The organism is Enterococcus sp. LJL128, from assembly GCF_056924295.1.
Genome location: NZ_JBXPBP010000003.1, coordinates 90,298 through 104,117, shown reverse-complemented (window position 1 = coordinate 104,117; position 13,820 = coordinate 90,298). Strand labels below are relative to the sequence as shown.

General features: G+C 37.5%; 12 protein-coding genes. 7 read left to right on the top strand and 5 right to left on the bottom strand.

Annotated features, from left to right (window positions below; all coding sequences use genetic code 11):
• Positions 1 to 26: 26 nt before the first annotated feature.
• Both AC1Z3K_RS05695 and AC1Z3K_RS05690 read right to left on the bottom strand, forming a co-directional pair.
• Complete coding sequence (locus AC1Z3K_RS05695; RefSeq protein WP_461732115.1) at positions 27 to 2,309, bottom strand: family 78 glycoside hydrolase catalytic domain; 2,283 nt, start codon at positions 2,307 to 2,309, stop codon at positions 27 to 29.
• Positions 2,310 to 2,333: 24 nt separating this feature from the next.
• Complete coding sequence (locus AC1Z3K_RS05690; RefSeq protein ID WP_461732114.1) at positions 2,334 to 3,650, bottom strand: PTS sugar transporter subunit IIC; 1,317 nt, start codon at positions 3,648 to 3,650, stop codon at positions 2,334 to 2,336.
• Positions 3,651 to 3,826: 176 nt separating this feature from the next.
• On the opposite strand from AC1Z3K_RS05690, the gene AC1Z3K_RS05685 reads away from it, so the two are divergent.
• Positions 3,827 to 4,810: an AraC family transcriptional regulator gene (locus AC1Z3K_RS05685; RefSeq protein WP_426081198.1), complete on the top strand. Its 984-nt coding sequence runs from the start codon at positions 3,827 to 3,829 to the stop codon at positions 4,808 to 4,810.
• A 493-nt stretch (positions 4,811 to 5,303) separates the two neighbouring features.
• On the opposite strand, the gene AC1Z3K_RS05680 is transcribed toward AC1Z3K_RS05685, so the two are convergent.
• Complete coding sequence (locus AC1Z3K_RS05680) at positions 5,304 to 6,302, bottom strand: aldo/keto reductase (protein ID WP_461732113.1); 999 nt, start codon at positions 6,300 to 6,302, stop codon at positions 5,304 to 5,306.
• 72 nt (positions 6,303 to 6,374) lie between these two features.
• Between AC1Z3K_RS05680 and AC1Z3K_RS05675 the strand changes: the two genes are divergently transcribed.
• Complete coding sequence (locus tag AC1Z3K_RS05675) at positions 6,375 to 6,788, top strand: MerR family transcriptional regulator (RefSeq protein WP_426081196.1); 414 nt, start codon at positions 6,375 to 6,377, stop codon at positions 6,786 to 6,788.
• 172 nt (positions 6,789 to 6,960) lie between these two features.
• Here the strand turns inward: AC1Z3K_RS05675 and AC1Z3K_RS05670 are convergent, their stop codons facing one another.
• Complete coding sequence (locus AC1Z3K_RS05670) at positions 6,961 to 7,314, bottom strand: hypothetical protein (protein ID WP_461732112.1); 354 nt, start codon at positions 7,312 to 7,314, stop codon at positions 6,961 to 6,963.
• 375 nt (positions 7,315 to 7,689) lie between these two features.
• On the opposite strand from AC1Z3K_RS05670, the gene AC1Z3K_RS05665 reads away from it, so the two are divergent.
• Positions 7,690 to 8,382, top strand: a complete 693-nt coding sequence (locus AC1Z3K_RS05665; RefSeq protein WP_461732111.1) for a phosphoribosylaminoimidazolesuccinocarboxamide synthase — start codon at positions 7,690 to 7,692, stop codon at positions 8,380 to 8,382.
• 305 nt (positions 8,383 to 8,687) lie between these two features.
• Here AC1Z3K_RS05665 and lepA read toward each other — a convergent pair whose 3' ends face one another.
• Entirely contained in the window at positions 8,688 to 10,523 is a 1,836-nt protein-coding gene (lepA, locus tag AC1Z3K_RS05660) for a translation elongation factor 4 (RefSeq protein WP_426081193.1), read from the bottom strand.
• A 268-nt stretch (positions 10,524 to 10,791) separates the two neighbouring features.
• Here lepA and AC1Z3K_RS05655 point away from each other — a divergent pair, with 268 nt between their 5' ends.
• From AC1Z3K_RS05655 to AC1Z3K_RS05640, 4 genes are all read left to right on the top strand, one after another.
• On the top strand, positions 10,792 to 12,012 hold the full coding sequence (locus tag AC1Z3K_RS05655) for a GNAT family N-acetyltransferase (RefSeq protein WP_426081192.1): 1,221 nt from the start codon (positions 10,792 to 10,794) through the stop codon (positions 12,010 to 12,012).
• A 201-nt stretch (positions 12,013 to 12,213) separates the two neighbouring features.
• Positions 12,214 to 12,696: a nucleoside 2-deoxyribosyltransferase gene (locus tag AC1Z3K_RS05650; protein WP_426081191.1), complete on the top strand. Its 483-nt coding sequence runs from the start codon at positions 12,214 to 12,216 to the stop codon at positions 12,694 to 12,696.
• Between the two features lie 35 nt (positions 12,697 to 12,731).
• Positions 12,732 to 13,418, top strand: coding sequence for a DUF2238 domain-containing protein (locus AC1Z3K_RS05645; RefSeq protein ID WP_426081190.1), 687 nt, complete (start codon positions 12,732 to 12,734; stop codon positions 13,416 to 13,418).
• A 31-nt stretch (positions 13,419 to 13,449) separates the two neighbouring features.
• Positions 13,450 to 13,803 (top strand): hypothetical protein, encoded by a 354-nt coding sequence (locus AC1Z3K_RS05640; protein WP_461732110.1) that lies wholly within the window; start codon positions 13,450 to 13,452, stop codon positions 13,801 to 13,803.
• Positions 13,804 to 13,820: the final 17 nt, after the last annotated feature.

Sequence of the window (13,820 nt, the reverse complement as noted above, 5' to 3'; positions counted from 1 at the left end):
TGTCCATCCTCTTTTTAACCTTTAGTTCACGTTGAGCAAGAATAAGTAATAATTAATTCATCATTTTTCTCAGCTTTCTTATCCATGCTGTAGCCGGCGACTTCTTCCAGTTGATAGCTGATATGTTGTGGAATGATCAATGTAAATACAACGACTGACCCTTTACGCTCCCAACAGGAACGGATTTCGCCCTGTTTAGTCTGAATATGCCCTTCGAACGTATTTATTTTTTTTGAAAAATAAGGTTTTATGAGTATTTTAGAAAAAGCTGCTGCATCCTCAGCAATTGATATTCCTGCTAAAGCTTCAAAATACCACTGTTGATAGCTGGCAAACATCCCGTGATTCATCGAATAATGCTCGCCTACAAATAATTCGGCTAATGCCTGATTACCGTTTTTCAGCATATTACTAAAGCTAATTTCCGATTTCTGAAACAACCATCCTTCAATAATCTCATTATAGTCATATGCATTTAAAGCTTGATACGTTAATGCCATGCCGAAAATTCCAGAATTCAAAACAAATTGATCCTTTTGTATCTTATTTGCGAGCTGTCCGGCTAATTTTTTTGAATCGCCCAAACCTAGTTCAATTGCAAAGGCAAAGGATGTCTGTGTTCTCTCACCATATGACTGATCCTCATTCAAAAATTTATCTTTCACGTTTTTTTTAAGCTCATCATAAATTTGTTCAAAACGAACAACATCCTCATTTAGAATTTGTTTCAAAAGAATATTATATTTTAGAAATAGCAACACTGTACAATAACCAACGAACAATTTATCTGGTGTAGCTTTATTGAAATGTCCTGCAATAATCGGACTGCCGTGATCGCCGATGCAACAGTGAACAACCTCATCTATCCCTTTAGATAGTAAATAGTTCATTTGTTTTTCAATGAAGGGATATTCTTTCCTTACCAGCTCTTTATCTCCATAAAATTGATAATGCTTATAAGTTAAATAGGGATAAACGAGCTGCCATAAAATAGGACCTTCTCCCTGACCAGTTCCATTGGTTTGAATTCCCATGTAAGGAGCTGTTTCAGGAATTCCGCCTTGTTCTGTCTGATCAAAGCGAAAATCATAAATCACTTTTTTAGCGAATTCTTCGAGATCAAATGTGTACAAACTCGAACTAGCTAATGCGACAATATCCCCGCCATAGCCAAGTCTTTCCCGCGAACAATCCTCAAATATTGAGTGGACATTATTCAGCTTCGTTCGTAAGGCAGCAGCAAACAGTTCATTTAAAAACAGACTATCCGTCTCCACTAGGCCTATCTGCTTCAAATCAGTATGAACATATTCAGCTTTAATCTCCAGCAAATCCTCAGCCTCACACCCTTCCAGACAAACATACCGGAATGAATGATAGGAGAATTTATTTTGAAATAGAGTCAAACCATCCTTACAAATAATGACATCTTGCTGAATTGCTTCCTCTGGCGCTCCTAACCCTCCGAATATTTTACGGTCACCTATTTTTGAACCAACACTGCCGATATAGGAGGATTCAAAATCTATTGCTATTCCTCTTCGTCTTTCTCCATAGTTCAAATAGACTTTTTGATTCTTTTTCGTTTTTAGCTTTACCATAATAAAACCTGAAATCATTTCGCCAAAATCAACAATGAAACCATTTTCCCCTTCCTCAATGCTTTGAGGAAGCACTGTTCCAGTCCGTTTGATTTTCGGAATAAAGCTTTTGTTCATAAGCTTTTGTTCAGTAAAGTCTTTTGTTGTCGCTTTGTTCCATAACTCATCTTTCGTTAAATCAATCGTTTCACCTAAATAGAGATTATTAAAAATTCTATTTCCTTCGGATACTGCCCAGCTATCATCGCTGGATAATAAAATCTCATGATTTCTTTCAATGTCACAAATTAATTTGGGCGTACCAATTTTAGCTAGCCGTTCTCTCAAACTGTATTTCCCTAACAATTTAAGCGGCGAGGGATTGTACATTCCATTCCCCAGTTCAAAAACCAGCTCATTTTCACCAATCCTCAAGTATTTGGTAATATCATATACATCATAATAAATACACTTTTTAAAATTTGTCCAATCACTATTTAGTTCAAAATTTTCAATTCTCTGTCCGTTCAAGTAACCAATATAATAGCCTAAAGCAGCAGCATATAATTTAGTAGTTTCTATTTTGTCTATAGTAAAACTTTTTTTCAAAAGCGTGTGTGTATTCTTTTTATAATAAAGCTCAGCTTCTAAGCCATAATCAACCTCTTCATTTTGAATCCATTTCCCTCTGAAATTCCATTTCTCTGTGTTTAAAAGACTATTATCCATAAGCTCTCCTTACTATCAATCACCTTATTCTTCTACCGCTTCTGAAAAATCGTCGCGGAGAGTTCCTTCTTCTTTTATTAACTGGCTATCTGCAACTTTTACAAATGGAAGCCATAATAATGTAACAGCAGCTATACAGACAATCTGCAAAATCGCACCTGCAATACTACCCGTCACTAAATATCCGCTGATTACTAAGGGGGTTGTCCAAGGGACCTGAGCCAAGCCAGTAGGAATCGGTACCAGTCCCAGCGCAAATGCACCATAGGAAATCAGAATAGATGCAACATTACTTAAAATAAAAGGAATAAAGTAAGTGACATTCATCATCAATGGTATCCCGAAAAGTGTTGGTTCACCAACGTTAAAAAGATAAGGAACACCTGCAATTTTTTTCATTTCTTTGTATCTCTTGCTTTTAGCAATAATGATGATTGCAATAATCGAACCAATAATTCCTATATTGGCAAAGCTGTCCCAAAAGCTCTGATTTATAATGTTAGAGGGGATACTTCCTGCAACAGAAGCTGCTCTATTTTCATCCTGTAGTACCTGAAAAATAGGCGACATAACTCCTCCAACAATTGAATCGCCATGGATGCCAAAGAACCAAAGCAGCTGACTAAAAATTTTAACAATGATGATTCCAAAAAGTGAACCACCCATCATTTTTAATGGAGCACCTAACGTATTATTAAATAATTCCAATGCACTCGCTGCAAAAATCCCGTCAAGAAGCAATCGGATAATCCAGAAAAACGTAACCACAAATAGTGAAGGAATAATCGATTCAAAGGGAGCTGAGACTGCGGGCGGGACCGCTGCCGGCATTTTGATTTTAAGTCCTTTCGAATCAATAAATTGATAAATTTTAGCAACTAGAACAGAAATGACTAACGCAATAAAAATTGACTGTGCTCCAAGGGAGGCGACCTCAATAACATTGCCACTTTCTTCTGATGTAAATGGGGTTAACAGCATGTAGGATACGATGGCGGTCATTAACACTTGAATCACATTAATGTTCATCTTTTCTGCAAGAGAACGACTAACTGAAACTAGCACAAGCAATCCCCCAATTCCCAAACTGGAATCACTTACAAGATTTAGCTTAGCCTGCCAGACAGCTTGCTCTACACCAGTAATCATAGTAATAAATTCACCGACCTGCGGGACTGGAAAGAAAGAAATAATTAAAAAAATTGAAGCAATGAATGTAAATGGCATATAAGCCAACATACCATCTTTAATTGCATTGATATAAATATTGCCATTTACCTTCATTGATAAATGACCAAGAATATTTTGCAAGCTATCAAAAAATGTTTTTTTGTTTTCCATAATTTTCCCCTTACTACTTTTTTATTTATTGTGAAATTCTTTTTAATAAGAGCTCTTTACTAATAAGATAACTTAATTATACGTACTGAAAAACGCTTTCACAATATCAAATATAGAGAATAGGACTATCAAAATTTTGTTTCCATGCTATAATTTACTTGTTTGGAGGTGTCGTTATGAAGTATGACGAACTGGAAGAATTATTATGGAGCCCTTCCACTTACAGTGGCATGGCTGATGAAGAATTACTAGAACACTTTAATAAAAAATTTCCTGTTGTTCCATTTAACGAGGAAAAGATGTTTGTCTTTCATCCTAATCGTGAGTTTGAAAACAAAAATCATATTATTTCCGTACATGATAGAAAAAGCGGGAAAGTTCCCATGCATATTTTCCATTATATCGTCATGACCTATGTCTATTCTGGAACCTTTACTCTGACAGTGGAGGAAGAGCTTGTCACATTAAAGGCTGGTGATATCATTATTTTAGATAAACATGTTCCTCATAGCGTTGCTCCCACAGGAGAAGGCGATTTAGGAATCAACATTATTTTAAATGAACAGTTTTTTCCAAATAAATTTATTAATCGTCTGCCCAATAATCAGCTGATTACAACCTTTATCATTGAGATGATGAACAATCGTCACACACACAATCACTATCTTTTATTTTTCACTAAAAATGATGCACTTCTTAGAAACTGTATTCAAAATATTTTATGTGAGTACTTTGATCCCAGACTTTGTTCTGATGATATTATTGACAATTATATAATGATTCTGATTTCCCATCTTGCCAGAGAAAGTTCTTATAACACTAACTTATCCGCGAGTAAAATAAAAAATCAAGAACTTATCAATAGCATTCTTGACTATATCAATCAAAATTATCAAGCTGGTAATTTAACAGATATGTGTGCTGTACTTGGCTATAATCCTTCATACATTAGTAAATTAATTAAGCAATTTTCTGGAAAAACATATAAACAGCTGATTAACGAGCAACGTATGAAAAAGGCAGTAATTCTTCTCCAAAATAATGAACTGCCAGTTTATGAAATTGCCGAACAGGTAGGAATTTCCAATTTAACCTCCTTCTATAAGCGATTCCAAGCATTTACAAACTGTACTCCTCAGGAATATAGATTAAGAATTTAACAGATATTTTGACTAGTCAAAATATTTCCTCTGAGGTGCCAAAGAGGCTTTATCAAAAAAGTTTATATAAAAATAAAGCGGCAAAAGCCGCTTTATAGGAGTTTTAATTGCTAAAATTATTACAGAACCATCATTACCCAGTCAGTAAATTTTCTTGAGAGCAAATCCTGACAGCATTTATTTAGTTTACCTGCAGCATCATTACTTTGGTTGCAATCAGGTTTCAATGTCAACCTGATTGATGGAAAGAAGCGACAAACTATCGAAGCTAGAAAAAGGATTTTTGATTGATAGCCTTATTTGGAACCCACCTCCATATCCAGATTTTCAACTTTTTTCTTCTGACAATAAAAAAATACAACCTGAACCCTATAAACATGAGTTTCAGATTGCATTTTTACTTATTCTAAAACAGAGCTTGGGGTATTAATCTAATAGCCAATCCCCTCTTTCTCTAAAAGCTGATTAAACGGCGGCACAAAAGCACCTTTAATCATTTAGAAAATTGAGTTAATAGTTTATTAATCGCCAGTAGTTCTTCCTCGGCAAAGTCTAAATTGTCTAAAGTTTTCAGATTATCTTCCAACTGGCTAAGTCGTGATGCTCCAATCAAAACACTGGCAACAGTTTCTTGCTGAAGATTCCAGGCTAATGCCATTTCTGCCAGCGTCTGACCTCTTTTTTGAGCAATATCATTCAATGCGGCAACTAATGTTAGTGTTGGCTGAACATTTTCTGCTGACAAAAAAGGACTATCGCTGCGTGCTGCCCGGGAATCATCTGGAATCCCATTTAGGTAGCGGTTTGTTAGTATCCCTTGTGCTAAAGGACTAAATACAATAGCTCCCAGCTGCTCTTCGGCTAAAACATCTGTTAGCCCGTCTTCAATCCAGCGATCCAGCATATTATAACGAGGCTGATGAATGATAAAGGGCGTACCCATTTTTTTAAACAATGCGGCGATGCTCTTTGTCTCTGCTGCTGAATAATTAGAAACACCTACATAAAGCGCCTTTCCCTGACGAACCAATAAATCTAAGGTATGTGCGGTTTCTTCTAAAGGTGTCTCCGGATCTGGACGATGATGATAAAAAATATCTACATAGTCAAGACCCATTCGCTGTAAGCTTTGATCACAGCTTGCAACCAAATATTTTTTTGAGCCCCATTCTCCATAAGGGCCATCCCACATGTTAAATCCTGCCTTAGAAGAAATTATCAGTTCATCACGATAGCTGCCTAACTCTTCCTTCAGTATACGACCAAAATTCGTTTCTGCGGAGCCAGGCGGCGGACCATAGTTATTGGCTAAATCAAAGTGTGTAATCCCACGGTCAAATGCACCTAAAACTATTTCTTTCTGTGTGCTTAGGCGATCTACGTCACCAAAATTATGCCATAAACCTAATGAAATTGCAGGCAGCTTTAAGCCTGAATTGCCAACACGCCGATAATTCATGTTTTTATAACGTTGTTTTTCTGCTTGATACATGTTCTTTCACCTCTTTACAAGAGCATACCACTTCAAGTACACTTGAAGTAAATAGCAAAAAGGAAATTAATCATGAAAACTTATACAATTAAAGAATTATCTACACTTTTCGACTTGCCGGCTTCTACTCTTCGCTATTATGAAGAGGTTGGTTTACTGACAAATATTCAGCGGGACGGCAAGCACAGAATTTATGAAGAGTGTCATTTTAATCGACTAAAAGCTCTTTGCTGTTTTAAAGAAACCGGTATGTCGATTGCTCAGCTGCTAACCTTCTTTTCCTATGAAGAAGACGCCGATAAAAATGAAGAGATGGTGGTTTTACTCACAGAGCATACAGCAAAAGTGGCAAATCAAATCACTCGGCTCCAAGAAAATATGCAGCATGTTCAACGAAAACTCAATTTCTATCAAGATATTTGCCAGGCAGAAAAGCTGCAGCAGCCAGTACCCAGCTGGGATAATTACAAAAATAGAAGCTACTAATACTAAGCGAATTACCTTCGAGTCTTGATGCCATTTTGAATCATTGATAAAGAAATGACCGTTCTAGTATCCTTTTTAAAAATCCGGACAGCCTCTAGTCCGGATTTTTAAGTTTGGAAAACTAAATAAGTGCTGACAGAATTTCCTTCCCTCAGCACTTGTAATCAATGATTTAATATTCTTTTATTGTTACACTCGAATCGGCATCATGAACAGTTAGAAATACCTTTTGCTGGTATTTTTCTGATAATTCCTTGATTGAATCAATTAAATGGTCTTCGCAGTTTACATATAAGACAAGCGCTTCAAATCGATCCTTAACAGAAGCCATGAAAGCTTCTGTCTCCTGCAGCAGCTTTTCTTTTGTCAATGTTTCATAGGCGCGCATTTGTTTTCCTCTCACAAAGCTATGAGGAAGTTCGCCCTTATGGCTCAAAACAGCCACCTTGCTACCGGAATGATCTTTTTTTACAAGATCCCAAATTGTTTCAATTTTTCTAGAATTATTTCCTTTAACTACTATCATGTCTCTTCTCCTTTATCTGCTATTCATATGCGAATAAGACACAAAGAAGCTCATAAAGACTGGCACTTCTCTGTGTCCAGCTCTTTCATGCAAGATAATCCCCTCCCAATTGCGTGTTCTATCAACCATACCATATAAAAAATAAAAAGCAATCATCTAATAATCAAAAGTGAAACACAGCTTTTACAACCATCAAAAAGCGAACAAAAAAAACAAAAAACATCCATTAAAATGCTTTTTCACACAAATTCACTAACGAAAACACGAACTTTATCTACATTTTTCGTATTAAAAACCAAAAAAACATCGACAGAAAAATTATCCAATGTTATGCTTTTTTAAGACACTGAATACTTTAAAGAAGGCGGGAAGAACATGAAAGAACTGTATGATGGTAAAACAAAAACAGTTTTACTTGATGAAGAAAAGAAAGAAGTTTACTTATTGTTTAAAGATAGTGCAACCGGTGAAGACGGCGTTTTTGATCCTGGCTCCAACACAGTCGGCGGCAGCGTTGCCGGCAAAGGCAAAGTTGGTTTGACTGTTTCCCAATACTTTTTTGAATTGATGGAAAAAAATGATATCCCTACTCATTACCTGGGAGCAGATATCGAAAAAGGCATTATGAAGGTTCGTCAGCTAACGGTACCAAATCTGGAATTTGTTCTACGCTATTTTACTGCTGGTAGTATGTGCCGTCGTTTTACCTTACCAGAAGGGCTGCCTTTTGACCCGCCTTATTTGGAAGTAACGTTAAAAGATGATGAACAAGGAGATCCGTTGATTACTGATCGTTTGTGTCAAATGAAAGGCATTTTAAACCCTGGACAATATGATGAAGCACTTGATATTTTAACAAAGGTTGGCGCAGTTCTTAAAGATGCTTTAGCTGATATGGACTTAACCTTGATTGATTTCAAAATTGAAATTGGCTATGATACTGCTGGAAAAATGTATGTCGTTGATGAAATCACCCCTGATATTTGGCGTGTCAAAGATGAAGAAGGCAATATTCCCAACCAAATTGACTGCGCCCATCTAATTTTAGATAAAATTCAAACGGTATAATTTTTAGAACTGGTAGAGTCTTTCTATCAGTTCTATTTTTTTAAATTAAGCAACCTACAAAAGTTCAATTACTGTATATTACGCTTTTCTGCCTTTTTCCATTCCTTCAGTATAAATTCGGCTTACGCTTCAAATCAAGGATACAAAAAAGCATCCCCTTTTAGGAATGCTTTCGTCTTGTATCTATCTTTAACATTTTTTAAATCAATTTGCTTTTCTTGTCCTTTTGCAACTAGTACAATGGATTGAAACTGGTCTTCTTTGCAGCAGCCAAAAGCCTGCCGAAGATGCTGTTTTTCTCAAGCTTATTTCTTCGGCTCGTCCTCATCCATTTTCAGAACAGCCATAAAGGCTTCCTGCGGCACTTCCACAGAACCAATCTGCTTCATCCGCTTCTTCCCTTCTTTTTGCTTCTCTAATAGCTTACGTTTACGGGAAACATCTCCGCCATAACATTTCGCCAATACGTTTTTACGCAATGCTTTAATGTCTGAACGGGCAACAATTTTCTGTCCAATAGCTGCCTGAATTGGTACCTCAAACTGCTGACGGGGAATCAGTTTCTTCAGCTTTTCAACAATCGCTTTCCCACGTTCATAAGCAAAGTCTCTATGCACAATGAAGCTTAACGCATCGACTTTTTCAGCATTTAAAAGAATGTCCATCTTCACGAGACGGCTTGGACGATAATCGCTCATTTCATAGTCTAATGAAGCATAGCCCTTGGTACTCGATTTCAGTTTATCAAAGAAATCAAAAACAATTTCTGACAGAGGAATGTAATACACAACATTCACCCGGTAATCATCCAGGTAGTCCATCGTAATAAATTCTCCGCGTTTTCTCTGAGAAAGCTCCATCACTGCACCCACGTAATCATTCGGCACCATAATCTGAGCCTTGACGTACGGTTCTTCTACTGAGTCAATTACACCAGGATCTGGAAATTCTGCTGGATTATCAACAACCACCTGTGTACCGTCTGTTTTATTCACATGATAAATAACGGATGGTGCTGTTGTAATCAGCTCAAGATTAAATTCTCTTTCCAGACGCTCTTGGATAACATCCATGTGCAGCAGTCCTAAGAAGCCGCACCGGAATCCAAAGCCTAGAGCCTGTGATGTTTCTGGTTCAAACTGTAGCGCAGCATCGTTCAGCTGCAGCTTTTCTAATGCTTCCCTCAAATCATTATAACGAGATGTATCAATTGGATATAGACCACAATATACCATTGGGTTCATTTTTCGATAGCCGTCCAATGCTTCTTCAGCCGGATTGTCCGCTAAAGTAACAGTATCCCCTACACGAGTATCCTGAACAGTCTTGATACTAGCCGTAATATAACCTACATCTCCGACCATTAAGAAATCTCTGGCAATTCCTTTTGGAGAAAACACACCAACCTCTGTTACATCAAAGGTCTTGCCGTTACTCATCATTTGAATTTTATCACCGGGTTTAACAACTCCGTCCATGATACGGACATTCAAAACGACTCCCCGGTAGCTGTCATATACTGAATCAAAAACCAGCGCCTTCAGCGGCGCTTCAACATTGCCTGCCGGTGCTGGAACGTATTCAACAATTTGCTCAAGGATGTCTTCAATTCCGATCCCAGCTTTAGCACTTGCTAAAACGGCTTCACTAGCATCGATGCCAATCACATCTTCAATTTCCTTACGAACCCGCTCAGGATCTGCAGCCGGTAAATCAATTTTATTGATAACAGGTAGAATTTCCAAATCGTTATCCAGCGCAAGATAAACATTTGCCAGTGTTTGTGCTTCAATTCCCTGTGCAGCATCAACTACTAATATTGCTCCTTCACAGGCAGCCAAGCTACGTGACACTTCATAGGTGAAATCCACATGCCCAGGGGTATCGATCAAATGGAAAATATAGGTTTCACCGTCTTTAGCTGTATAGTTTAGTTCCACTGCATTCAGCTTGATTGTTATGCCACGTTCTCTTTCAAGATCCATAGAATCCAACAGCTGCGCCTGCATTTCACGAGAGGTCACTGTATTCGTCTTTTCCAGAATTCGATCCGCAAGTGTCGATTTCCCATGATCAATATGGGCAATAATCGAGAAGTTGCGAATTTTCTCCTGTCTTTTTTTCATATCATCTATATTCATCGTATTCCTCATTTCTTTTCAATCAGCAATTCTCATTATAACAAGGTTTTTCATAGATTTAAAGAACTTTCAGTAAATGAGTTTTCATCCGTCAATCATACGCCGATTTTGACTCTTCATCATTGATGAAATTAGAAATACATGGTGATTTTAATTTCATCCAAATAACAATCTGTTCTAAAAATCATGCGCTCTTCTTATCGGCTGTATGTTTTTCAGTTTTTTGATATACTTATTCTAAACGAATGTTTAATTGGAGAGAAAAATAATGGATTATCAAGAATTTCGAAAACAATTGGAGCTAAGGCCTGTTGGGCAAGAACATCTCAACCAGTACAATGAGCTACTTAGCTATGTTTTTCAATTTACCGAGTCAGATTTGGAAGAAAGCGGTTTTGACAACAAACGAGAGTTCGTCCGTTCAAAACGTCCCATCCTTGAAGTTTCGAAGGTTTTCGGCTGGTTTCATGATGAGAAGCTGATTTCACAAATTTCTATTTATCCCTGTAAAGTGAATATTCACGGTCAGCTGTATGATATGGGGGGTGTCACTGGTGTGGGTACCTACCCCGAATATGCAAATCACGGATTGATGCAGGATTTAATTCATGTAGCTCTTGAAACGATGAGAGCTGATAAACAATGGATTTCCTACCTCTACCCATATAGTATTCCTTATTATCGCCGTAAAGGCTGGGAGATTCTTTCAGATAAGCTGTCCTTTAAAATCAGAGATACTCAGCTGCCCAAAAATATTGATGTTTCTGGAATGGTTGAACGAGTACCAGTGGATCATGAGGATGTACTCAGTGTTTATGACCGCTTTTCCCGAGAAAATCATGGGGCTATGATTCGCAGCCCGTTTAATTGGGAGGAGTACTGGCGTTTTGAAAATGAAGAAGAGCGAACTGCAGCGATTTATTACAATAGCGAGCATCAGCCCCAAGGTGTCCTATTTTATTGGATTGCTGAGGATGTCTTCCATATCAAAGAAATGTTCTATATGAATCAGGAAGCTCGAAATGGTTTGTGGAACTTTATCTCTGCTCATTTTTCGATGGTTTACTGGGTCAAAGGCAGCATTTACAAAAATGAACCACTAGCATTTCTTTTAGAAGACAGTCAGATTAAAGAGACAATTGAACCTTATTTTATGGCGAGAATCGTTGATGTGAAGGAATTCTTGCTAAATTATCCCTTCAAAGAGACTGCCGAGCCGTTTCATCTTATTATTGATGATCCAGTTGCTGAATGGAATAACGGTGTATTTGGGCTTCAATGGGCTGAAGATGGACAGCTAGCCGTCAGCAATCAGGCCTTAGGCAATCCCGTTCGGATGAATATTCAAACCTTAACCTGTCTGTTAATGAACTATCGGAGAGCCAGCTATCTTCATAGAATCGAGCGGATTCAAACAGATAAGCAAACATTGCGGATATTGGAACGGATTCTTCCTGATCAGGAAGCCTATTTCAGTGATGACTTTTAGTTAAGGGATACCTTATAAAAAATGCAGACCCGTGGGTATCTACAAAACGTTGCTATACAAAAATTGGTCATTCACACTGAAAATTTCTGTTTTTTAAGGATAATGATTAGTACTAAAATTAGACAGTCTTCTTTGCCGAAAAAACTGTGCAGTATCTATCATCTGCAACAAAATAAAACCAACACTGGAGGAAATCTTTGAATGAAAATCTACTTTGCAGGACCCATGTTTGCTAATGCAGACTTACGTTATAATGAACACTTAGTTGGGAAAATTCGTGAGCTTACCTCCGAATTAGAAGTCTATCTTCCACAGGAAAATGGCGCAATTAATGATAAGACAGCCTACGCCGACAGTAAAATGATTGCATTAGCCGACACAGAAAAAGTTCTAGAAAGTCAACTGTTGGTCGCTGTGCTTGATGGCTTAACAATCGATGCCGGTGTTGCTTCCGAGATTGGTGTCGCCTATGCCAAAGGTATTCCTGTTTTGGCACTCTATACAGATACACGCCAGCAAGGCGCGGATAATTCGAAAAAGCTGGCTGCTTTGAAAGACATTGCTGAAAATCAATTTCACTATTTAAATCTTTATACGGTGGGATTAATCAAATTAAATGGGGATGTTTACAGTAATGAAGAAGCATTTTTAAAGGCGATACAAGAGTTTGTGACAAACAAATAACTTAGCTGTCTTGAGCAGCTCAGAAGGAGAAACGAATGAAACTAGAATTTGAAGACAAACAGGAACGTCTGGCCTTTTTCTTCCTGTTGATTTTTGGGTTTATTACTTTAGGTGTTAATATCGTTAAAATGTTTACAATGGAACCAGCTAGTCAGTATCAGCTGTTAACTGTAGAGATGATTGCTGGTATCGCAATTATTTTCCTGCCTTTCCTGTTCACAAAACTTACGGGGCTGGTTTTTCCAAAAATTGTTCGCCTTTACTATTGGTTTTTCCTATGGATTTCTGTATTTTTAGGAACTGGGCTGCGACTAATCATTGCCGTTCCTTTTTGGGATAAAATTCTCCATGCAGTCAGCCCTATTTTATTAGTTGCTGTTGGCTATGCGTTAATTGGTTATTATTTAAGAAAAAGCGACTTTACAACTGTTAGTCCTTGGCTGTTTATCGTTATGGGCTTTGCCTTTGCGGGACTTTGTGGTGTTTTTTGGGAGTTCTGGGAATTTTTATGTGATAGTCTAGGCAATATGAACCTGCAGCGTTATATGACTGAAGCGGGACAACCGTATATTGGGCGCGAAGCTCTAATGGATACCATGGGCGATTTATTAACGAACACAGTGGGTGCATTGATTTTAACCGTCTACAGTTTCACTCAAAGACACAAACCGGAATACTTTAAATCTTATGCTTTCCGGAAAAAGACAGACACTCTAAACTAAATAGGATGCCCTAAAAAAAGGAGGAAATGAAATGGCTAATTTATATGTAAAAAAAGGCTTATTATCCAGCAAAGAATTCATAGGCAGCTACAAAAATGGCGACGTCTATAAAAAAGATGGTGTTCTATCACAGGAAAAGGTTGGTTCCTATAAAGAAGGCACGATTTATAAAAAAGACGGCATGATTTCTAAAACAGCGATTGGTTATATCAAAGACCAGAAGATTTATCGAAAGAGCGGTTTAATAGGGAAAGATGTTGTGGGAACTTGTAAAAATGGAAAAATCTACAAAAAACGAGGCATAGTCTCTGAAGATTTCATCGCCTATTACGATGGAGACGATGATGGAGCGGCTGCTGCCGCTTTGCTCCTTTTAGATTTATAATAGATAAAAAAGACTTG

Coding starts and splice junctions, on each gene's coding strand:
- AC1Z3K_RS05655 (WP_426081192.1), top strand. CDS start 10,792: ATGGATTATCAAGAATTTCGAAAACAATTGGAGCTAAGGCCTGTTGGG.
- AC1Z3K_RS05665 (WP_461732111.1), top strand. CDS start 7,690: ATGAAAGAACTGTATGATGGTAAAACAAAAACAGTTTTACTTGATGAA.
- AC1Z3K_RS05675 (WP_426081196.1), top strand. CDS start 6,375: ATGAAAACTTATACAATTAAAGAATTATCTACACTTTTCGACTTGCCG.
- AC1Z3K_RS05690 (WP_461732114.1), bottom strand. CDS start 3,650: ATGGAAAACAAAAAAACATTTTTTGATAGCTTGCAAAATATTCTTGGT.
- AC1Z3K_RS05685 (WP_426081198.1), top strand. CDS start 3,827: ATGAAGTATGACGAACTGGAAGAATTATTATGGAGCCCTTCCACTTAC.
- AC1Z3K_RS05640 (WP_461732110.1), top strand. CDS start 13,450: ATGGCTAATTTATATGTAAAAAAAGGCTTATTATCCAGCAAAGAATTC.
- AC1Z3K_RS05670 (WP_461732112.1), bottom strand. CDS start 7,314: ATGATAGTAGTTAAAGGAAATAATTCTAGAAAAATTGAAACAATTTGG.
- AC1Z3K_RS05645 (WP_426081190.1), top strand. CDS start 12,732: ATGAAACTAGAATTTGAAGACAAACAGGAACGTCTGGCCTTTTTCTTC.
- lepA (WP_426081193.1), bottom strand. CDS start 10,523: ATGAATATAGATGATATGAAAAAAAGACAGGAGAAAATTCGCAACTTC.
- AC1Z3K_RS05650 (WP_426081191.1), top strand. CDS start 12,214: ATGAAAATCTACTTTGCAGGACCCATGTTTGCTAATGCAGACTTACGT.
- AC1Z3K_RS05680 (WP_461732113.1), bottom strand. CDS start 6,302: ATGTATCAAGCAGAAAAACAACGTTATAAAAACATGAATTATCGGCGT.
- AC1Z3K_RS05695 (WP_461732115.1), bottom strand. CDS start 2,309: ATGGATAATAGTCTTTTAAACACAGAGAAATGGAATTTCAGAGGGAAA.